We start from the raw sequence: 20,492 nt of genomic DNA, 5'->3' as shown, positions 1-20,492 counted from the left end.
ATTTACTAAGCACTCCCTTTTGCTATCCAATAATAGAGAAAATAATAAGGGGCTATTTCAAGAGCGCAAAGATACAAAATAAAATAAAATAACTTACCGATTATTACGTTTTGATACGTTTTAATTGAAATAAAGTAAGAGTATACACTAATACACAGCGAAATACCTATGATTGCTAGCGGAATAATCTGCGGAATATTGTTGTAATACAACAAAATAGCATTGATTGGAAGGATTAAAACGCCAATATAAGTCCTGTAAGTTACTTTTTGGAGGTTAAATAGCTCTACAAAATCATCAATATTGAATGAAGCGGCTACAATTTTTTCGATTAAATACTTTCCTAAAATGAAATAAAGCAAAAAAGTGGCAATCTGAATAAATAGAACCCAGTCGGTTTTTGAAGCGTAACCAAAAGTATTCATGGTAAGCAGAATAAAAAAGGCAAACGATACAATTTGTACAAAAAATAAACCAACCGTAAAGCTGTTTTTCATGTGGCTGTTGTCTCGATAAATTTTAGCGTATTTATCAGAAAAAATAAGTTTACTAAACTCACTAAATCTTGTTTCGTAAGCAGATTTTGTCATGGCAACAACGGCAAAGGTCACCACAAATAAAAGTGTTGCCCAGTCCTTGTTTTCGATTATTCGAGGATGAAGTTGTTCAATCATAGCGATACAAAATTAGTAATTTTTTGATGCAATACTTTTATTATATATTTATTATGAATCAAATGCTATAAAAAGTTTACTTTTGCGATGAAATTACCGAGAAAAAAATGAATGATAGTATTGTCATAATTCCCACTTATAACGAAATTGAAAACATAGAAAGTATAGTAAGAGCTGTACTTTCGCAGCATAAATCTTTTCATCTGCTGATTATTGATGATAATTCTCCAGATCATACTGCTAAAAAAGTGATCGCTTTACAGGAAGAATTTCCAGGAAAACTTTTTTTAGAACAAAGAACAAAAAAGTCTGGATTAGGAACTGCGTATGTTCATGGCTTTAAATGGGCTTTGGAGCGCGATTATCAATTTATTTTTGAGATGGATGCCGATTTTTCGCATAACCCAAATGATTTAGAAAAATTATATGATGCTTGTCATTTTGGCGGAGCGGATCTTGCAATTGGATCTCGTTATGTAACGGGTGTAAATGTGGTAAACTGGCCTCTTAGCCGAGTTTTGATGTCTTACTTCGCATCTGTTTATGTGAAATTTATCACCGGAATGAAAATTCATGATGCTACTGCAGGTTTTGTTTGTTATAAAAGAGAAGTTTTGGAAAAAATTAATCTTAACAAAATAAAATTTGTCGGATATGCGTTTCAAATCGAGATGAAGTACAGAACTTATTGTGCTAAATTTCAAATTACCGAAGTCCCAATTATTTTTACAGACCGAACAAAAGGAGTTTCTAAAATGAGCAATGCGATCATTAAAGAAGCGATACTTGGAGTAATTTCACTTAGAATAAGAAAATTAGTCAATTCATTATAAACCAACCAAAATGAACAGGATTTTAATAAAGAATGCCAAAATTGTAAACGAAGGGACAATTGTTGAAGGTGATGTTTTAATTGAAAATGATCTGATTGTTGAAATTGCAGACAGCATTTCATTAAAAACTTCAGATTGTATTGTAATCGATGCTGAAGGAAATTATTTAATGCCTGGCGCGATAGACGATCAAGTGCATTTTAGAGAACCAGGTTTAACACATAAAGGAGATATCGAATCGGAATCTCGTGCTGCTGTTGCGGGAGGAATTACTTCTTTTATCGAACAGCCTAATACAGTTCCGAATGCGGTTACTCAGGAAATTTTAGAAGATAAATACCAAATTGCTTCTCAAAAATCATTTGCGAATTACTCGTTTATGATGGGAGCAACAAATGATAACTTGGAAGAAGTTTTAAAAACAAATCCAAAAAATGTTGCTGGGATTAAAATTTTCTTAGGTTCATCTACAGGGAATATGTTGGTTGATAATGAAGCTGTTTTAGAAAAGATTTTTTCAAGTACTCCAATGTTAATTGCAGTTCATTGTGAGGATGAGACTACGATTAAAAATAATCTTGCTGCTTTTAAAGAGCAATATGGAGACGATGTTCCAGTTACGGCACACAATTTAATTAGAAGTGCAGAGGCCTGTTATATTTCTTCTTCAAAAGCAGTAGCTTTGGCTAAAAGAACTGGAGCAAGATTACATATTTTCCATCTTTCAACTGCGAAAGAAATGGAATTGTTTACGAATAAAATTCCATTAGAAGATAAAAAAATTACTGCTGAGGTTTGCGTGCACCATCTTTGGTTTACTGACGAAGACTATAAAACAAAAGGAAATTTCATTAAATGGAATCCTGCGGTTAAAACTGCCGAAGATCGTGCAGAACTTTGGAAAGCCTTAAACGACGGAAGAATTGATGTAATTGCAACAGATCACGCTCCTCATACAAAAGAAGAAAAACAGCAGTCTTATTTGAATGCGCCTTCTGGAGGTCCGCTTGTTCAGCATGCAGTTGTAGCAATGTTCGAAGCGCATCATCAAGGAAAAATTAGTGTGGAGAAAATTGTGGAGAAAATGTGCCACAATCCAGCTAAGATTTTTAAAATAGAAAAAAGAGGTTTTATTAAAGAAGGATACCATGCCGATCTGGTAATCGTAAATCCAAGTTTGCCTTGGAGCGTGAAACCAGAAAACATTTTATACAAATGCGGATGGTCTCCATTTGAAGGTTTTACTTTTAAATCTAGAATCACACATACTTTTGTAAACGGTGAATTGGTTTATAATAACTTTAAAGTAAAAGATACCAAAGCAGGTAAAAGATTATTGTTTGACAGATAAAAAGCAACTATGAAGAATTTTGTAGTAATAATATTGGTTATATTTCTTTCTATAAGCTGTAAAAAGGATGTTGTAAAACAGCCTGCAAAGCTTATTGAGAAAGATAAAATGATTGATATTATGTACGATTTATCTCTTTTGGAAGCAATGAGATATCAGAAACCGTTGTCTTTGGATTCTATAGAAAATGATCCGACGAAATTTATTTTGAAAAAATACAAAGTAGATAGTCTTCAATTTGCTCAAAACAACATGTATTATGCTTCAGATTATGAGAATTATAAAGACATGTTTGATCAAGTGAACAAAAGGATTTCTGTAAACCAGCGAGCGGCAGATTCTTTAGCTAAAATTGATGAGAAAAAAGCAGCTAAGGAAATTAAAAAGAAAGCTCAAGAAGTTTCAAAAGATTCGGTGAAGAAAGTAGCTCCTAAGGTTAATATCGATTCTATAAAAAGAGCTCACATGCAAATGCAAGACAGAAGAAAAAAACGACTATAGTTTAGAACCGTCTTTAATATATTGATGAATATTAGTAAAAACCGTTCCTAGAGCGGTTTTTATTTTTTCATTGCTATACAGATTTTTTGAGTACGAAGCTTTTGCTGTTGCTTTTGTAATGCTTCTTTTTCTAAAGAATAAAGTAGAAAATATCCCATCAGTAATCCACAAGAAATTCATTAGAAAAGGCTTTGCATGAATGTGTGGTCTTTTTACATTTAAAGCATCAGAAACGGTGTCTAAAAGATTTTTAAAAACAATATTGTCTGAGATAAGCGTGAAACGTTCGTTTTTTATTTCGCTTTTCATCAATTCAAAACTTATTTTTGCAACATCGTCAACCGAGATAAAACCAGTGCTTCCAAGTGTGTAGAACGGAAGTCCTTTTGAAACTTTTCGATAAATTTCACTACTGCCTTCGTCAAAAATATCCATCATTTTTGGCGGTCCTAAAATAACTCCCGGATTTACAATAATAACATTTAAGCCTTCTTGATGCCCTCGCCAAACTTCCATTTCGGCACCATATTTGGAAATGGCGTAATCGCTGTGCGGTTTCTCCGGATTCCAATCGGTTTCTTCTGTAATATATGTTTCGTGAGGAGCAATGTCGCCTAAAGCGGCAATCGAACTGATATAGCAAAATTTTTGTACTTCTTTGGCAATGGCAAAATTGACCATGTTGGCCGTTCCTTCGATATTGGTTTTTCTGAGGATTTCTTCGTCTTTGGGTTCAAACGAAATAAAAGCAGCGCAATGGTATACTTGTTTAATACCGATAAAAGCAGTTTCAAGTGAAGGTATGTCTAGGATATCGGCTTCAAGCCAATTGATTTTTTCAAACAAATCTGCTTTTTTATAAAAATCAAAAACCGATTTTGTTTTTTCAATTTTGTTTTCACTTCTGTAAATAGCCCGAACATTTTCTCCATTTTCAATTAAATGAAGCAATAAATGTGCGCCTACTAAACCAGTTCCTCCAGTTACTAATATCATGTTGTAAAGATAGTACTTTTGTATAAATGAGGTTTGGTTACAAAGGGAGTTGTTAATAAAATTAGATAAAAAAAACAGTTTATAGAAATCATTAATTTCTGTAAACTGTTTAATTATTAAGTCGTGAAAAAAATTGGCTTAAAAAATCGTGTATGAAAAGATAAAGTCAACAGAGCCATAGTTTGCAGCAAGATCGCTATACTCGTTCATTAGATTTTTTTTGGTATTTAATCTTGCTTCCACACCAAATTTATCTTTAAAGTTATATCCAAAACCAAAGGCTAGATTAGATCCCGCTGTACTTTCACTAACTCTGTCTTTATCGTAGACAACTTTGCTTTTGCCCGCATCGAAAGTAAATCCTGCGTTGATAAAGAATTTTGAACTTTTGTTCAAGAAAAGGTAGTGGCGAATTCCCATCGGAATCTGTATTCCGCTGTATTCTACATCTACTTCATGTTCCTCTAAAGGAGATGTAGGGAAAAGACCGGGAATGCTATAGCTTTTTTCATTTTTATACTTCTGGTATGTCGGATTTAAAAATACGCTCCATTTATTTTTGTTGAATGGAAGAATATATTCTGCTTCAATACCGATTTTAAAATTGGTTTTATTGTCTAATTTTATATTGCGGTACGGAAGACTTTTGCTGTCCATGGATAAAGAAATTAAGCTTATTCCAGGAGTAATTTTAATATGGAAAATGTTTTTCTCTCCATCAGCCGATGTTTTCTTAGTTTCCGTAGCAGGAGAAATATTGTTGAATTTTATAAAATATTTCGTCAAATCAGATTTTGTGTAAGACAAGTTTTTAATATCGTTCTCAGTAATGTTTGACGATCTTACATTTAGATTTAACTGTTGCTTATAATAAGTGTTCTCCTTAAGATTTTTGCTGGCGTTTTCAGTTTGGGTTTCAATATATCTAAGATACACAAGCTGCTCAAGAGGCACTTCTTTTGTTTCATAAAAGTATCTGAAAAGATTGGCTTCTCTGTAAGAATATAATGAGGCTTCGCCAATAACTAAAACACGAAGAAAAAGAGTGCTTTCTTCCCAAACTGGTTTTCCTGTTTGTGATATTTTAGATAAATCATCAGTTGAACGATCTATCTTTACTTTTGCTCTTTTGAAAGTAATACTGTTTCCAATGCCAAATTCAGAAACGTTTGCAATAGTTTCGGTTATATAGTCCTTGTCATTTGGATCTATTTTATACCTAAAATCGGTTGGATTGTCTTTCCAGTCTAAGTTTCGGATTAAACATTCTGTTCGGTTTCCATTGTTAGAAATAAAGTATCCTTTTTCAAAAGTAACCTGTGCATTGATGAAAGTGCAACAAAGAAAAAGAATAAGTAAAAAAGTTTTTTTCATTATGGGTAGTTTTTTTGGAAGGCGAAACTAAAGAAAAAACTGGATGCATCTTTACGGCTTTCCGTAAACTAATTTATTTAATGTACTTCGATCTGCTTTTTAGAAAACAAAGTATCTGAATAGATGTATTTAACATATCCATTGCTTAAACGATTAAATTTTATAAAAATAAAAAACTTTGTGCCTTAGTGTCTTCGTGGCATACTTTTTTGATATTGCCATTGACATTGATTACATTTGCGCAAATTATTTAAAAAAATGAAGAATCTAGTTGAAGAATTAAAATGGCGCGGGTTGTACCATGATAGTATGCCTGGAACGGAAGAACAATTGCTAAAAGAAGCAACCACTGCCTATATCGGTTTTGATCCAACGGCAGATTCACTGCACATCGGAAGTATGGTTCAGATTATTTTATTGGTTCACTTAAAGAATTTTGGTCACAGACCGATTGCTTTAGTGGGTGGAGCAACAGGAATGATTGGAGATCCTTCTGGTAAATCTGATGAAAGAAACTTGCTTGATGAAGTAGCTTTGGCTAAAAATGTAGCTGGAATCAAAAGTGTTTTGTCTCGTTTCTTGGATTTTAATTCAACCGAAGCAAATGCACCAGTAATGGTGAATAACTACGATTGGATGAAAGAATTCTCTTTTATTGATTTTGCACGTGAAGTTGGAAAAAGAATAACTGTAAATTATATGATGGCTAAAGATTCTGTAAAAAAGAGATTTAGCGGAGAAGGTGAGGGAATGTCTTTTACAGAGTTTACATACCAATTAATTCAAGGTTACGATTTTTATCATTTATATAAAAACAATAATTGCATTCTACAAATGGGGGGTTCTGACCAATGGGGTAATATTACCACAGGAACAGAATTAGTGCGTAGAATGGGAGGAGAGAATGCTAAAGCGTACGCTTTAACAACACCTCTAATTACAAAAGCAGACGGATCTAAATTTGGAAAATCTGAAGGTGGAAATGTTTGGTTGGATGCTGATAAAACTTCTGTATACAAATTCTACCAATTTTGGGTAAACACAACAGATGTTGATGCAGAGAAATACATTAAAATCTTTACTTTCTTAGATAAAGAAACTATCGATGGATTAATCGAAGAACACAAAGCGGCTCCTCATTTGAGAGTTTTACAAAAGAAATTGGCAGAAGAAATCACCGTTTTTGTTCATAATAGAGAAGAGTTGGAAAAAGCAATTCAGGCTTCGAATATTTTGTTTGGAAATTCGACTGCCGAAGATTTGAAGAAATTGGATGAAGCGACTTTTTTAGAAGTTTTTGACGGAGTTCCACAAGCTGAAATCGCAAAAGCTGATTTAGAAAACGGATTGGAAATTATTACGGTTTTAAACGAAAAAACGGGTTTCTTTAAATCTAACGGAGAAGCGAGACGTGCTTTGACAGCAAACTCAATTTCTGTAAACAGAGAAAAGATAAAAGAAGATTTTGTTTTAACGGCAAATGATTTAATTAACGATCAGTTTGTTTTGTTGCAAAGCGGAAAGAAAAATTATTTTGTAATCCGCGTTGTATAACTTCGAAAACAAAATATTTTTAATTTGAAATAAAAAGGCATCCTAATTTTAGGATGCCTTTCTTTTTATAATATTAAGATTTATTTTTTTAGAACTTTTCGCGTCTCGCCATTTGATTTAATGATGTAAATTCCAGTTTTTAATATATCAAGAGATTTATCCTCTTCTTCTTTAGAATTAACTTCTTTTGTCAATACTTTTTGCCCATCAAAATTGTAAACATTGATAGAATATGGTTGTGTGGTTTCAATTGTTGTTGTTGCCATTAATGGAGCAGTCGGATCATAAAAAGTTACTGGTATAGCAGTGACATTGTTGTTTTCGTTTGATTCTGTATTAGCTTTAGAATCATCAACAACCATTAGGATGTTCCAGTCATCTTTAAATTGAGTGCCATTGTTGCCAAAATCATAAGAAAATATTTCACCTCCAGACATTACATATGATTCTTTAGCATTAATAGGAGCGATTGTTTTAGCATTCTGTTTCGAAGGGAAATCAGAAGTGTCTAGAGTTGTGTTTTTTGAAAGATAAAATTTTAAGTTTGTTTGGATTGATGCTACGGATCCTACGTTTTTAATGGCTATCGACGGAATTCTTATTGATCCTCCCAAGTAGTTTATTTTATGTCTTTTGCCATCTAAGTCGCTTAATATGGAGTTACAAGAACAATCGCTATTTACAATAACATTTGATGAGTCAATCGTTAAGTCTGATGCTCCTACTGGAGTTGTAGGGGGTGTAGGAGTTGGTTTTGGAGTTCCAGGTAAAGCTCCATTTTTGATAGTAAGAGTATTTGATGTAGAAGCAATATTATTAAGTAAGTTAAAATCTTCAGTATTGCTTACTACCATAGTTAGATAATATTGACCATCTGCAATTTTAGATGAAACGACTAAAGATGTCCCAAGCCCTGCTAGAGAAGAATTGTCATAGTACTGATTCATAGAGGCCGAAGAAATTGAGAACTCATCCATGAAAAAATCGTTAGCATTTACAAAATTTCTACTTTTAGTTAAATATATTTTTATATTAGTGGTTGCACTCTGAATTCTGGTAGATAATTGAGATATGCGAAAACTAAATGGTTGAATTTTTGTGTAATCGAGAGCAGTTGACCCTGATTCTGTTATAATTGAAAATGCTTTAAGATCTACTTTTTGACAGTCAAATGTAATTGGATTGAAAATTGTATTACTATTTGTTGGGTCTATTTGGTATTCGCTATCTCCAAATTCTGTACTCGATGATGTGATCAAATAGTAATTTGAACCTTTTCCAAAATCCATAAAGTATACTTGACCAATATTTAGAGGAGTTTCTGTTTTAATGTTTACTCTTTCACGGATATCATTTACTGTTTGTCCAGAGCAAAAATTGTTTTGTGCTTCTTGTAGATTTGAACCTAATAATACTGGTCTAATGTACTTCCATGACAATGCATTGCACAAGTCTGGAATTAGTTCAAAAGGCGCTGGTTCATCTATGTCGCTCCCTTTGTCAAGAGAATAATCAACAGAATATAAAACTTTATAGTAATGAGACCCTGATGTTGATCCTTGTACTAAATCGGATTTATAGATTTTGCCGACTTCTAGTTTAGAGGTTTGTCTTAAATTAAAATCTCTAGTTGGTCCAGAGGAAGTGTTTTGTGTACAATCAGTTGAAATGGCTATTTCAATATTTGAACCTAAGTCCTGAAGAGTATGAAATTTATAGGTTTGGGACCAGCTTGTTATGCTTACAAAAACAAGTAATAAAAAAGTAATTTTTTTCATAAGAATTATATTTAATGATTTTAATTAAAAGTATATTTAAAATGTAATTGTAGTATTTTTTTTACGTTAACTGTTCATTAATAAAATATAAGTATATCCTTTAATAAAAAAAGATTTGTTATATATTAGATTTGTGTGCTTGTTTTTTTTATTAAGTTTATTCCCTAAAAACTAACAAAACGATTATGATTGGAATTTTACTTATTTATTGGATATGGAAAGGATATACCAATTTGGCTCTTGAATATGATAAGAACAAATGGGGTTATTTTGGAATTGGAATAGCGTCTTATTATGGAGGCACTCTCGTTTCTGGATTTGTTGTTGGAATTTTAGCCGTTCTTATCAGCGGCGTTGAAAATGTAAACGATGACAGTTTTAGCAATCCAGGATGGAATATACTTTTTGTGCTTTTTGGCGCTTTGGCTTGCTATGGAGTTTATAAGCTTTTAGAAAGTAAAGGTGAAAAAGAAAAAGCGCTTCAAAAAAGAGAAGGTATTGAAAGCATCGGTGTAATAGAGGAGAATTAATTTTGTTTAACTGTTTAATCGATTTTTTTGCGATTAAACAAGTCAACGATTAGACTTTTTTTACAAAACCATCAAATTACAGCCGCGAATATCAGAATTATCAAAACGTCCCAATACTTCAAAAGAGTTGTTGGGATTTTTTTTGCCTAAATCCTGCGTGGCAATAAAAGAACAGGAATTGATGTTGGCTAAATCAATTACATTGATTCCACCAGTTTTTCCGTCTTTCACGTAAGTGAGAGCATCTTCGGGATCTCGAACCAAAATATGCATCCAAGAAGGGCATTCAAAGACACCTTCGCCTAAAGAATAGGCTTGCGCTAAAAGCTCGGTCATTCCGTATTCTGAATGAATAGAAGAAACGCCGAAACCTTTACAAAGTATTTCATGTAATTCTTCACGAATCATTTCTTTACGTTTTCCTTTCATTCCTCCAGTTTCCATAATAATGGTATTTTGAAGATTGAATTGGTGTTTTTCGATCAAATCTAATAAAGCGTAAGTTACCCCAATTAGAATTACATTTTGACCTGCTTCGTCCAATTCAAGAAGCTTTTTGATTAAGTCTTCGTGGTTGTGCAAATAAAACCCACTTTCAGGCTGATTAGAGAGTTTTATTAAATCTTCTACCATATAAATTAAAGAAGAGCCTTCGCGTTCTAAATAAGATGGCAAAAGGGCTAAAACAACGTAATCTTCGATATTGCCGTAAAATTGCGAAAATCCTTTGCGGTAACTTTCCTCATATAGGGAAATATCGGTCACTAAATGCCTGCTTGTAATCATTCCAGTTGTTCCACTGCTGGTAAAAGTTACTTGTGTCGGATCTGTATTAGAAACAACATCATGACTTTTGAAAAACTGAATGGGTAAAAAAGGAATTTGCTGCAGTGATTTTACTTGTTGCGGATTAACATTTAAAAAATCACAAAAATCACGATAAACTTTGTTGTTCTCGTGCTGAAAACGAAACACTTTTAATGCTATTTTTTCAAATTGTTTCTGACTTGAGATGGTAAAGATATCGTTGGCTGTGATCAAAACTTTTTTTTGCAAAGATATTGTTTTTTAGTGTTCAGTTGCAGTATTCAGTCACAGTTTTCAGCAAAGTATGTAAACTGAAAACTGCTACTGAAAACTAAAAAAAGCTCCAAAGGAGCTTTTATCTTATAATGAGTTTTCGGGTTGCCGATGCATTTTGTTCGCTTATTTTGATGATATAAACACCTGGCGGTAATTCTGCAACACTTAGCTCTCTTGATACTAAATGAGCTTGCAATACTTTTTTGCCTAAGATGTCAAACACAATAATTTCTTTCTCTAAATCGTTTTTAGATGAGATATAGACTTTTCCGTTTGTAACTGGATTAGGATACAAGCTAAGCCCCTCGATAGAAGTAGATTCTTGAGTTTTTGGTAATTGCTTGCTGTCCTGAGCCGAAACGCTTACAGTGAAGAAAAATGCCAATAAGAAAGTAATATAAAAGTAGTTTTTTGCCATCGCGTGTATTTGATTAATGTAAATATACAAAAAAAATTACAAAAAGTACGCCAAAAAAAAACATCCTAAAGAATTAGGATGTTTTTAACATTATGTTTTCGAAGCGATTAAGAGATTACATTACTTTAGAGGCGATCTACATTACTAAAAAGCAAAAAAAAACACCCTAATAAAGTTAGAGTGTTTTTACTATTTTTTGTTTTCTTATTATAGACCTTTTGTCCATCCAGCAGCCCAAGTTGGAACTCCTGATCCGTTTCCTGCTCCAGTTGCAGTTGTAGATTCTGTGTAAACTTTAGATACATCAGCAGTAAGTTTTCCTGTAGTTGTACCTTTTGATTTAGTAGGAACGTCTTCAAATTTAACGTTAGTAGCTAATAAGTCAGCTCCAACATATGAGATAGTTTCGTCATGTTCTACGTCAAATCCAGTTTTCCAACCTTTTAATACAACGTTATCAAATTTACCTTTTGTACCAACTCTTAATTTGAAAGCTTGAGACTCTGCACTTGTGTCAGTAGATCCGAAACCAATTAAAGTAAGGTTTTTGATAGTTGGGAAAGAAATTGGTGTAGCTAAGTGGTTGTTAGAGTTGTTATCAGCTTCGATACCTCTGTTACCAGCGTTAGTTCTGATTCCGTAGAAGTTTTCTCCTGTTCCACTCCATCCTTCAGTCCAGTCAAATAAATCATCACCTACAGCTGTATTGTCTTTATTAGAAACTACTAAGTGAGATGCATTTACAGTTCCACCAAACCACTCGAATCCGTCGTCAGAGCTTTCGTAAATTTGTACATAATCAATAACAGTTCCGTTTCCAACTCCAAATAAAGAAAGTCCGTTGAATTCTTTGTCACTGCTGTAAGAGAAACCTGGGTACTCAATTCTTAAATATTTAATTGATCCAGAGTTGTCGTTAGCTACAGTTCCACCGTAAGTTAACTCAGAAACTTCAGCACTAGCAGTAGTTCCTTTGTTGATAGGTGCTTTTCCACAGATTACTAAACCACCCCAAGCAGCTGGTTTTTTAGTTTCTGAAGTCATAATAACTGGACTAGCAGCAGTTCCTTGAACGTCGATTTGTCCTCCTTGTGCTACAGCAATATATCTTACTGCTTGTAATTGGTCAGCTGCTACTGCAGTTGCTTCAATGATAACTCCAGGTTTGATTGTAAGTTTAGCAGTGTTTTTAACTACTAATTTCCCTGTTAGTTTATAAGTTCCAGATTCTAATACTACCTCTCCGCTGTTGATTTCTCCTTGTAAGTTATCTCTAACTACTACGAAATCAGATTTTGGTCCCTCGTTTTTGTTGTCATCACTTGAGCAAGAAGTTGTAAGTGTTGCAAGCGATAATGCAGCTAAACCGAAAATTGTTGAAATTGTTTTTTTCATTACTTTTTTAATTAGTTTGTGTTTATGCAAAGATTAGAACTTAAGCTTTAATCAACGTTAAGCCGTTGTCATCTATTTGTTATGTGTTTTTTATTCTAACGTTAAGGAATTGATAACTCAATATTTCCAGTATGTTTCTTAGAATTGGTAGTTCATTCCCAATCCGAATGTCAGACCTTTTTTGTAGTTGAAAACCAAGACGTCTCCACCTGCATTTTCTTGAACTCTTTTGAATTCTGGATTCAATAAGTTTCTTGCTCCAAAATCAATTCCAAAGCTTTTAGTCAATTTTGTTTTTAAAATAAGGTCTAAAGATCCCATTGCTTTGTCAACTAAATTTCCTTTTCCTTCGTTTCCAATTGCGTAAAGCTTATCAGAATAATGGTTGTAAGCAAGAGTTGCCATAATTCCAGAGTCGTTTTTGAAGTTTTTAGTATACGATAAATCAGCATTTAAAATCAAATCTGAAGCTCCTGTAAATCCTGAACTACTATCTGTAGTGTTGATGTTTAATCTTCCATCTGTTTCATTTCTAACTTTTTCCGCATCAATGTCTTGATGTGTTTTCATTAAAGAAGCATTAAATCCAACAGAAAGTTTGTTAGTGTATTCTCCTTCAATTTCAAAAATATTCTTTCTTGCTTCTAACTCAACTCCATATGCGTAACCTGTATCTCCAATATTAACAAAAGAAATATCATTTGTAGAAGAAGCAATAATGATTTGGTTGATTGGGTCCATGATATATTTTCCAAAAGCAGTAACAGATAATAACTCATCGCTTTTTGGGAACATCTCCCATTTTAAATCAAGATTGTAGTTTTGTGAAGGATATAAGCTTGGATTACCAATTACAGATTCCATTACATCTTCATAGATAAACAAAGCACGTTCTTTAAACTGTGGCAATGTGTATGTTTTACTAGCCGCTAAACGAAGATTTTGTTTTTCGTTTAATTCATATTTTAAAACAGCACTTGGTAAAAATTCATTTCTTTCAAAAGTATTTGTTCCTCCACCTGCATCAAGCTGTGTTCTCCAGTTAACTGTTTGAGAGATTCTTTCGTATCTTACGCCAATAACAGAGCTTAATTTGTCAGTGAATTTATATTCGAAATTACCAAAACCTGCGTGTATATCTTGTTTTCCATCATAAGTTTGAGGAGCCATTCCTGCAAAAGATGCAGTTGAGAATAAACCACTTTCGTAATTTGCTTGGTTAAAAAAAGCATCTAAATTGTTTGGATCTACACTTGTGTTTTGACCAGTTTGGCTAATGTTGAAGTTGAATTGAATAGCTTCAAAATCACGTTTTTTAAATCTTCCGTTATAACCTGCAGTGATTTTTCCTTTAGAAGCCCCATCTTGATCTTGTAACTTGTATGAGAAGGCAAGATTGGCGGCTGCTTCATTTTCTGTAAGATCTTGGAAATATCTTTGGTTATCGGTAGTGGTTCTTTGAGCAAGTGTATAAATGTCAGTTGTTGGATTGTAGAACATTTTGTTTTGGGTTCTATCTGGCATATTACCTTTCACAGTATTGTATGAAACACCCCAATCCAAATCAATTTTATCAGTTATTTTGTCATTTCCTAAAAGCTGATTGATCATTACAGTGTTTTGTGTAAACGTACCTCTTTGAACTAAAAGACTTGCATCAGCATTGTCAAAATCACGATCACTTCCAAAATAAGTATCTCTAGTTTGCTCAGATGAGTTAACATACAAGAAGTTGTATCCAATTTTATGGTTTTTGTTCAAACGGTAGTTAGCATTGAACATTCCAGTAGTATTGGTGTTGTACGTAAATTTTTCTTGTTGGAAAGATTTTAATGAAGCACCCTGAGCATTTACACTTTGGCTAAGCCCTTCTCTATACTCGTAACCATTTCCAAAACCTGCAGTAGCAAAAAGGCTTAATTTTCCTTCTTCACCAATGTTGAAAGTTTTACCTGCTTTTAGATTGAAGTTTCCGCCAAAAGGAGATTCTTTTTTAGGATTTAAACTGTTTTCAAAACTAAAACTGGTTAAAGGATTGTTTGGAACTCCGTAAGAAACAAAACCAGATTTGTTTGGGCCTTGTTGTAATAAGAAATTGCTAGAATTTGATACTGCATTAGTGTTAACTTTTGATCCTAATGAGATTTCGAACATTCCTTTTCCGCGGTAATCTTTAGATACTATATCTACATTTCCTCCAGCAAAATCTCCATACATTTTTGCGCCGTATGATTTGTCAATTGAAATGTACTCAACAATGTCAGTTGAGAAAAGATCTAGAGCAATGTTTTTTCTTTGTGGATCATTGGATGGAATTGGCAATCCGTTCATCGAAGTCGAGTTGTAACGATCACCCAATCCTCTTACGTAAACGCTGTTGCTTCCTTCTTGTTTAGAAACTCCAGATGTTTTTGCAACAGCTGCAGCTACATCGCCCACACCTTTTCTAGAAAGTTCCTGCGCGCCAATAGTTTGTTTAATATCTACAGCATTTTTTTGTTCCAAAAGTAATGCAGTTTCTTTTTGTTTGCTTACTGCACTTGCTTGAACGACTACATCTTTAAGAGTATAACTTCCTGCTGAAAGCCCTTGATTAACCGTTACAGTTTCGTTTGCTTTTACAGCTACAGGAGCTTCTACAGATTCATATCCTAAAAAACTAAAAATTAAAGTATAATTTCCAGGATTTACGCTTAAGGAATATTTTCCATCTACGTCCGTATTTACGCTAATATTTGTACCTTTAACTAAAACATTAGCAAATGGTAGCGATGCGTTGTTCATATCTTTGTCAGTCAGAACTCCAGAAATCGTACCTTTGTTTTGCGCGATCGAAATCGTACAGATAAATAATGCAATAAAGAGAAATCTTAAATTGAATTTCATTTTTTTTCAGTGTTGTGTTTGTGTCTTATTATTTTTGTGCAAAGAAAGAACCGCTCTGTGAAGTCCATGTTACCGACTTGTTATGTTTTTGTGTTGTTAAGATTATCAAATTGTTACGAGATTAAATTACGGTTAACACCATTTTTTAAAGGTTCTTTTGTTAGTATATTTACCCTGTGAAATAAGAAATATCGAATGTTTAATGAAGAAGTTTCGATATAAAAATCTCAATTTTTGCTATTTATGAAAAAAACACAAACTAAGATTTTATTAGTTGACGACGAACCAGATATCTTAGAAATCGTTGGCTATAACCTTGCTCAGGAAGGCTATCAGATTGTTACAGCTTCTAATGGAAAAGATGCTATAGCAAAAGCACAGAAAGAGCTGCCAGAATTAATCATTATGGACGTGATGATGGCAGAAATGGACGGAATGGAGGCTTGCGAGCATATTAGAAAAATTCCTGAATTAAATAATGTTATCATAACATTTCTTACAGCAAGAAGCGAAGATTATTCTCAAGTAGCTGGTTTTGATGCAGGTGCCGATGACTATATTACTAAGCCAATTAAACCAAAATTATTGGTCTCAAAAGTAAAGGCGCTGTTAAGAAGGTTAAAAGAACAAGAAGTTGTTACAGATACTTTAAATGTAGGCGGAATCGAGATTAATCGTGAAGAATACAAAATCATAAAAGGCAATGTAGAAATTGCTTTGCCAAGAAAAGAATTCGAATTATTTTATCTATTAGCTTCAAAACCAGGGAAAGTTTTTAAAAGAGACGAAATCCTGGATAAAGTTTGGGGTAATGAAGTTGTGGTTGGAGGTAGAACAATCGATGTTCACATCAGAAAACTGCGCGAAAAAATAGGCGAAGACCTTTTTAAAACTATAAAAGGTGTTGGTTATAAATTTGAAGTTTAGATTTTAAGATGCTAAGGTTCTAAGATACTAAGTTGCTAAGTGATTTTAGAATTTTGGTAAAGATTTAAGCCCTTTCAAATTCTTTTAAAAATATTCAATACATTTAAACCATATAAGAATTGAAGCTGTACAATCTTCATTTTCTTATATGGTTTTTGAGTTATTCCTTTTTTGTTTTTTGATTTATTCAAAAGAAAATAACTTAAAAGCAAAGCTTAATTTTCTTAATTTCTTAATGGTTCAATTTTTTCAATGAAAATTAATTTTAAAAAAACATACAAATTCGCCATAAAATCGGCATTATATATCAGTCTCTTTACAACAGCATTTGTATTGATGTTAATGTCATTATTTTATAAAAATCAATTAAAACATCAAGTTGCGTTTGGAATAATTTTCATTATCGTAATCTATATTTTCTCTTTTCTGGTTTTGCAATATCGTGTAGAACGATTTATTTACCGAAGAGTAAAGAAAATTTATGATGAGGTTTCGCTGTTAGAATCAACAACATTAATCAATCAGCCGATTAATACCGATATGGAAACGCTTTCGCGTGAAGTAAAAAAGTTTGCCACCGATAAAAAACTCGAAATCGAAATGCTCGAAATTCGTGAACAATATAGAAGAGAGTTTTTAGGAAACGTTTCGCACGAACTAAAAACCCCTTTATTTACCGTTCAAGGCTACGTCTCAACTTTACTTGACGGAGCAATGGATGATAAAAATATCAGAAAAAAATATTTAAAACGCGCCGAAAAAGGAGTAGAGCGTCTTATCTATATAGTAGAAGATTTGGATATGATTACCAAATTGGAATCGGGCGATTTAGATTTGAATATGACTGATTTTGATGTTGTCGAATTAATTCAGAATGTCTTTGAATTGCTTGAAATGAAAGCTGATAAAAAGAAAATTAAATTGGCTTTTGAAAGTAAAAATGTACAGTCGGTAATAATTAGAGGAGATCAGGACAGAATACAGCAAGTGCTAGAAAATCTGATTGTAAATTCTATTAAGTATGGAAAAGAAGGCGGTCTGACAGAAGTTGGCGTAGTAAACCTAACCAAGAAAAAAGTATTAATTCGTATTAGTGATAACGGAGAAGGTGTCGAAAAGCAAAATATTCCAAGGCTTTTTGAACGTTTTTACCGAGTGGATAAAAGCGGAACAAGATCGGAAGGTGGTTCTGGTTTAGGATTAGCAATTGTAAAGCATATTATTGAAGCGCATAAAGAGAAAGTTTATGTAGAAAGTGAGTTCGGAATTGGTTCTGAATTCTCTTTTACGCTCGAAAAAGCAAATAAAGCATCAAAAATCGACGTTAAAAAATCGTAACGGCGGTTTTGCTGAAAGCCCTAAAACAAAGGTGTTTAACAATAAATAAACATAGTGATTTAGGTCATAACATTAAATTTTTATTATAGTAACATCTGGTTAATGATTTCTTAACATAGGTGCTCCATCTTTGCATCCTGAAATTAAGGGAATTACAGAACTAATGATAAAAAGAAAACTTTTAGCCGTTTTATTACTGTTAGCTTGTGTTGCAAATGCACAGGAAACAAATAAGCAAGAATTAAATAAACAGGATGTAAAAAACGAAGTAATACGTATTTTAGATTCTATAAACAAAGCTAAACTTCCAGAGACAAAATCTGGAGGAGGAGTTGAAGAACATTGGTACGATAGAATCTCCTTAAGAGGTTACGCACAAATTAGATACAATGGCTTGCTTTCTACAAACGATAAAGTGTCTTGCGAACAATGTGATAGATCTTGGGGAACAACTTCTACAGCTCCAGATGCAAAAGCAAACAACGGACTTTTTATTCGCCGTGCTCGTTTAGTATTTTCTGGTCAAGTTCATCCGAATATATTCTTTTATTTTCAGCCCGATTTCGCGAGTTCACCCTCTAGTGGAATTAATAATTTCGTACAGATTCGTGACTTGTATTTTGATCTTTCTTTTGATAAAAAAAGAGAATATCGTGTGCGTGTAGGACAAAGTAAAATTCCATACGGATTTGAGAATATGCAGTCAAGTTCACAGCGTTTAACTTTAGACCGTGCCGATGGAATCAACTCTTCTATTTTAAACGAACGTGATTTAGGAATATTCTTTTATTGGGCTCCAGCTGAAATCAGACAGCGTTTTGAAATGCTGGTTAGAGATGGTTACAAAGGTTCTGGAGATTTTGGTGTTTTTGCTTTAGGTGTTTACAATGGTCAAATCGCAAATAAATTAGATGGGAACAGAGACTTAAATGTGGTGGCTAGAGTAACCTATCCTTTTGTTATTGGAAGCCAAATTATAGAACCTGGAATTCAGGCTTACACTGGTAAATGGGCTTTTACAGGAGAAGTTTCGCCTGGGGTTACGGTTAACGATCCTCAATATGTAAAAGATCAGCGCGTTGGAGCGACTTTCGTTTTATATCCAAGACCATTCGGAATCCAAACCGAATACAACATTGGTACTGGGCCTCGTTACAATACCATTACCAATTCAATAGACCAAACCGATTTGAACGGAGGTTATGTTTTGTTAAACTATAAATGGGATATTAAAAAACAGCATATTTATCCTTTCGCCAAATTTCAATATTATGACGGAGGAAAAAAATACGAAAAAGATGCTAGAAGTTATGTAGTAAGAGATTTTGAATTTGGTGTAGAATGGCAGCCAATTAAAGCCTTAGAACTAACTGCAGAATATGTAGTAGCAGACCGAACTTTTGAAGACAGCGCCTTGCCAGTAAACCGACAGCAAGGAAATGTTCTTAGAATGCAGGTACAGTTTAATTTCTAAAATCAGTACGCAGAAAACAGATTCGCTTTCGCGAAGACGCGGATAAAAACTGATTTTTTATTTGAGAAAAAATTCAAGCCTCCAGCTTTAACTGGAGGTTTTTTTATTGTAGTAATAAGGCTTTAGCCAAATTAGTTTGTTGCAATTATGCTGTTTTGTCTTCAAAAACCTTAAATAAAGAATCCCAGTCAATATTGTTTTCAAATTGAGACAATCCTTGAAACGATTTTACTTTTGATAAATCTTCAATGCTAAAGTCGTCCTGCATGGCATAAGGTACAAGATTTTCTTCCTGAAGTTTTATGGCCAAATATTCCTGTTCATATTGACCAGGTGTTGGAATAAAAAAAGCTTTCTTGCCCAGCTTTGCCAAATCCATTACAGTCGTATAACCAGATCGGCACAATACAAATTCACTTTCATTAAAAGTCTGCTCCAACTGTTTCGAGTTCATGAAATTATAATAGGTAACATTTCCAGCCTGCCATTTTTCTTGCGATTTTTCTACAATTCCCTGTACAAATACCACTTTTCCGGGATAGTTTGCTGCTTCTTTCTGTAGTTTTTCATCCAAGAAAGTACGCTGAGGTTCAGGGCCAGACAATATAATCATCAAATCATATATTTTCGGAGTATCCTTTTTCTTCATGCGGCTCAACGGGCCAATATATTTTAGATTGAGTTCATTCGATTTTAAATGACCTAAATCTCCCGTTAAGTTAACTTTTCCGTCTGTATCAGGAACCCAGCATTCATTGTATTTTTTAATAATATGCTGGTGACATTTACTCGTAAACCAAGTCGTATTTCCTGTCATTACATTCAATTGATGCGTCATAAAAACCGAAGGCACTTTTTTACTGAAAACCCCCAATCTGTTATCTGAGATTATTCCGTCAATGCCATGTTTTTTGATCCAATGATTTACCATTTTTTTCTCATCCAAAATGGCAGTAATCATTTTCGGAAGATTCTTAATCAGTTTCCATTTAAAGTTTTTACCATTCTTTGCATATTCAATATGATAAGAAGGCAATTCTAAAGTTTGTATATAAGGAAATTCTTTTCGTAATAGAGCCAGCGCAACACCATCTGAGGCGATAATCGGAATGTAATTATTCTCTTGAAGCGCTTTGATAATTGGAATGCAGCGAGTGGCATGCCCAAGTCCCCAATTTAATGGAGCTACTAAAATAGTTTTATTCGCAGAATAATCTATGCTCATTTTTAACACGTTTTAAAAACGAAGATAGACAAATATGTTTTCTGTGTTATTTCGAGGGTATTACTAAATTATTAATTTAAGGTTCTAAGTTTTGGAGTTGCTAAGCTACTAAGATGCTAAGTCTCTAAGCTCAAAGATTTTCTATTTAAAAAAGA

At 33.3% G+C, this 20,492-nt stretch carries 17 protein-coding genes; 8 read left to right on the top strand and 9 right to left on the bottom strand.

The features are described 5' to 3' along the window. Positions 1-5: 5 nt before the first annotated feature. Positions 6-674 carry a DUF4271 domain-containing protein gene (locus tag SOM12_RS15780; RefSeq protein WP_320494166.1) on the bottom strand — a complete coding sequence of 223 codons (669 nt, stop codon included), beginning with the start codon at positions 672-674 and terminating at the stop codon, positions 6-8. Positions 675-781: 107 nt separating this feature from the next. Here SOM12_RS15780 and SOM12_RS15775 point away from each other — a divergent pair, with 107 nt between their 5' ends. From SOM12_RS15775 to SOM12_RS15765, 3 genes are read left to right on the top strand one after another with little or no spacing between them, the layout of a single operon-like run. Next, positions 782-1,507, top strand: a complete 726-nt coding sequence (locus tag SOM12_RS15775; protein ID WP_095928284.1) for a polyprenol monophosphomannose synthase — start codon at positions 782-784, stop codon at positions 1,505-1,507. 10 nt (positions 1,508-1,517) lie between these two features. Beyond that, positions 1,518-2,858: a dihydroorotase gene (locus tag SOM12_RS15770; RefSeq protein ID WP_320494165.1), complete on the top strand. Its 1,341-nt coding sequence runs from the start codon at positions 1,518-1,520 to the stop codon at positions 2,856-2,858. 9 nt (positions 2,859-2,867) lie between these two features. Further along, a complete protein-coding gene (locus SOM12_RS15765; protein ID WP_320494163.1) occupies positions 2,868-3,359 on the top strand; it encodes a DUF4296 domain-containing protein in 492 nt (163 codons plus the stop codon). Here SOM12_RS15765 and SOM12_RS15760 read toward each other — a convergent pair. Further along, positions 3,354-4,355 carry an NAD-dependent epimerase/dehydratase family protein gene (locus SOM12_RS15760; protein ID WP_320494161.1) on the bottom strand — a complete coding sequence of 334 codons (1,002 nt, stop codon included), beginning with the start codon at positions 4,353-4,355 and terminating at the stop codon, positions 3,354-3,356. The genes SOM12_RS15765 and SOM12_RS15760 overlap by 6 nt on opposite strands. Before the next feature lie 138 nt (positions 4,356-4,493). Next, positions 4,494-5,729 (bottom strand): outer membrane beta-barrel protein, encoded by a 1,236-nt coding sequence (locus tag SOM12_RS15755; protein ID WP_320494159.1) that lies wholly within the window; start codon positions 5,727-5,729, stop codon positions 4,494-4,496. A gap of 258 nt (positions 5,730-5,987) precedes the next feature. On the opposite strand from SOM12_RS15755, the gene tyrS reads away from it, so the two are divergent. Continuing rightward, positions 5,988-7,283, top strand: a complete 1,296-nt coding sequence (gene tyrS / locus SOM12_RS15750; protein WP_320494158.1) for a tyrosine--tRNA ligase — start codon at positions 5,988-5,990, stop codon at positions 7,281-7,283. Positions 7,284-7,363: 80 nt separating this feature from the next. Here the strand turns inward: tyrS and SOM12_RS15745 are convergent, their stop codons facing one another. Beyond that, positions 7,364-9,061 (bottom strand): T9SS type A sorting domain-containing protein, encoded by a 1,698-nt coding sequence (locus SOM12_RS15745; RefSeq protein ID WP_320494156.1) that lies wholly within the window; start codon positions 9,059-9,061, stop codon positions 7,364-7,366. A gap of 185 nt (positions 9,062-9,246) precedes the next feature. On the opposite strand from SOM12_RS15745, the gene SOM12_RS15740 reads away from it, so the two are divergent. Beyond that, positions 9,247-9,591: a hypothetical protein gene (locus SOM12_RS15740; RefSeq protein WP_320494155.1), complete on the top strand. Its 345-nt coding sequence runs from the start codon at positions 9,247-9,249 to the stop codon at positions 9,589-9,591. A 60-nt stretch (positions 9,592-9,651) separates the two neighbouring features. Here the strand turns inward: SOM12_RS15740 and SOM12_RS15735 are convergent, their stop codons facing one another. From SOM12_RS15735 to SOM12_RS15720, 4 genes are all read right to left on the bottom strand, one after another. Beyond that, entirely contained in the window at positions 9,652-10,632 is a 981-nt protein-coding gene (locus SOM12_RS15735) for an acyl transferase (protein ID WP_320494326.1), read from the bottom strand. Positions 10,633-10,753: 121 nt separating this feature from the next. Beyond that, positions 10,754-11,092, bottom strand: coding sequence for a T9SS type A sorting domain-containing protein (locus SOM12_RS15730; RefSeq protein WP_095928275.1), 339 nt, complete (start codon positions 11,090-11,092; stop codon positions 10,754-10,756). Positions 11,093-11,299: 207 nt separating this feature from the next. After that, positions 11,300-12,487: a hypothetical protein gene (locus tag SOM12_RS15725; RefSeq protein ID WP_095928274.1), complete on the bottom strand. Its 1,188-nt coding sequence runs from the start codon at positions 12,485-12,487 to the stop codon at positions 11,300-11,302. 138 nt (positions 12,488-12,625) lie between these two features. After that, complete coding sequence (locus SOM12_RS15720; RefSeq protein WP_095928273.1) at positions 12,626-15,373, bottom strand: TonB-dependent receptor; 2,748 nt, start codon at positions 15,371-15,373, stop codon at positions 12,626-12,628. 243 nt (positions 15,374-15,616) lie between these two features. On the opposite strand from SOM12_RS15720, the gene SOM12_RS15715 reads away from it, so the two are divergent. The 3 genes from SOM12_RS15715 to SOM12_RS15705 all read left to right on the top strand — a co-directional run bounded on the left by SOM12_RS15715 (position 15,617) and on the right by SOM12_RS15705 (position 19,112). After that, entirely contained in the window at positions 15,617-16,300 is a 684-nt protein-coding gene (locus tag SOM12_RS15715) for a response regulator transcription factor (RefSeq protein WP_008465097.1), read from the top strand. A gap of 252 nt (positions 16,301-16,552) precedes the next feature. Continuing rightward, positions 16,553-17,638, top strand: coding sequence for a sensor histidine kinase (locus SOM12_RS15710; protein WP_320494153.1), 1,086 nt, complete (start codon positions 16,553-16,555; stop codon positions 17,636-17,638). A gap of 163 nt (positions 17,639-17,801) precedes the next feature. Next, complete coding sequence (locus SOM12_RS15705) at positions 17,802-19,112, top strand: porin (RefSeq protein ID WP_320494152.1); 1,311 nt, start codon at positions 17,802-17,804, stop codon at positions 19,110-19,112. A gap of 145 nt (positions 19,113-19,257) precedes the next feature. Here SOM12_RS15705 and SOM12_RS15700 read toward each other — a convergent pair whose 3' ends face one another. Continuing rightward, complete coding sequence (locus SOM12_RS15700) at positions 19,258-20,337, bottom strand: glycosyltransferase (RefSeq protein WP_320494151.1); 1,080 nt, start codon at positions 20,335-20,337, stop codon at positions 19,258-19,260. Between the last annotated feature and the right edge of the window lie 155 nt (positions 20,338-20,492).

This window comes from Flavobacterium sp. CFBP9031, from assembly GCF_034044945.1.
Lineage (GTDB): Bacteria > Bacteroidota > Bacteroidia > Flavobacteriales > Flavobacteriaceae > Flavobacterium.
This window is presented reverse-complemented; position numbering and strand designations above follow the sequence as displayed.

Excerpts from the sequence above, each read along its gene's own strand:
- SOM12_RS15760 (WP_320494161.1), bottom strand. The coding sequence starts at position 4,355 with ATGATATTAGTAACTGGAGGAACTGGTTTAGTAGGCGCACATTTATTG.
- SOM12_RS15725 (WP_095928274.1), bottom strand. The coding sequence starts at position 12,487 with ATGAAAAAAACAATTTCAACAATTTTCGGTTTAGCTGCATTATCGCTT.
- tyrS (WP_320494158.1), top strand. The coding sequence starts at position 5,988 with ATGAAGAATCTAGTTGAAGAATTAAAATGGCGCGGGTTGTACCATGAT.
- SOM12_RS15740 (WP_320494155.1), top strand. The coding sequence starts at position 9,247 with ATGATTGGAATTTTACTTATTTATTGGATATGGAAAGGATATACCAAT.
- SOM12_RS15710 (WP_320494153.1), top strand. The coding sequence starts at position 16,553 with ATGAAAATTAATTTTAAAAAAACATACAAATTCGCCATAAAATCGGCA.
- SOM12_RS15755 (WP_320494159.1), bottom strand. The coding sequence starts at position 5,729 with ATGAAAAAAACTTTTTTACTTATTCTTTTTCTTTGTTGCACTTTCATC.
- SOM12_RS15720 (WP_095928273.1), bottom strand. The coding sequence starts at position 15,373 with ATGAAATTCAATTTAAGATTTCTCTTTATTGCATTATTTATCTGTACG.
- SOM12_RS15775 (WP_095928284.1), top strand. The coding sequence starts at position 782 with ATGAATGATAGTATTGTCATAATTCCCACTTATAACGAAATTGAAAAC.
- SOM12_RS15765 (WP_320494163.1), top strand. The coding sequence starts at position 2,868 with ATGAAGAATTTTGTAGTAATAATATTGGTTATATTTCTTTCTATAAGC.
- SOM12_RS15780 (WP_320494166.1), bottom strand. The coding sequence starts at position 674 with ATGATTGAACAACTTCATCCTCGAATAATCGAAAACAAGGACTGGGCA.
- SOM12_RS15745 (WP_320494156.1), bottom strand. The coding sequence starts at position 9,061 with ATGAAAAAAATTACTTTTTTATTACTTGTTTTTGTAAGCATAACAAGC.
- SOM12_RS15700 (WP_320494151.1), bottom strand. The coding sequence starts at position 20,337 with ATGAGCATAGATTATTCTGCGAATAAAACTATTTTAGTAGCTCCATTA.
- SOM12_RS15770 (WP_320494165.1), top strand. The coding sequence starts at position 1,518 with ATGAACAGGATTTTAATAAAGAATGCCAAAATTGTAAACGAAGGGACA.
- SOM12_RS15715 (WP_008465097.1), top strand. The coding sequence starts at position 15,617 with ATGAAAAAAACACAAACTAAGATTTTATTAGTTGACGACGAACCAGAT.
- SOM12_RS15705 (WP_320494152.1), top strand. The coding sequence starts at position 17,802 with ATGATAAAAAGAAAACTTTTAGCCGTTTTATTACTGTTAGCTTGTGTT.
- SOM12_RS15730 (WP_095928275.1), bottom strand. The coding sequence starts at position 11,092 with ATGGCAAAAAACTACTTTTATATTACTTTCTTATTGGCATTTTTCTTC.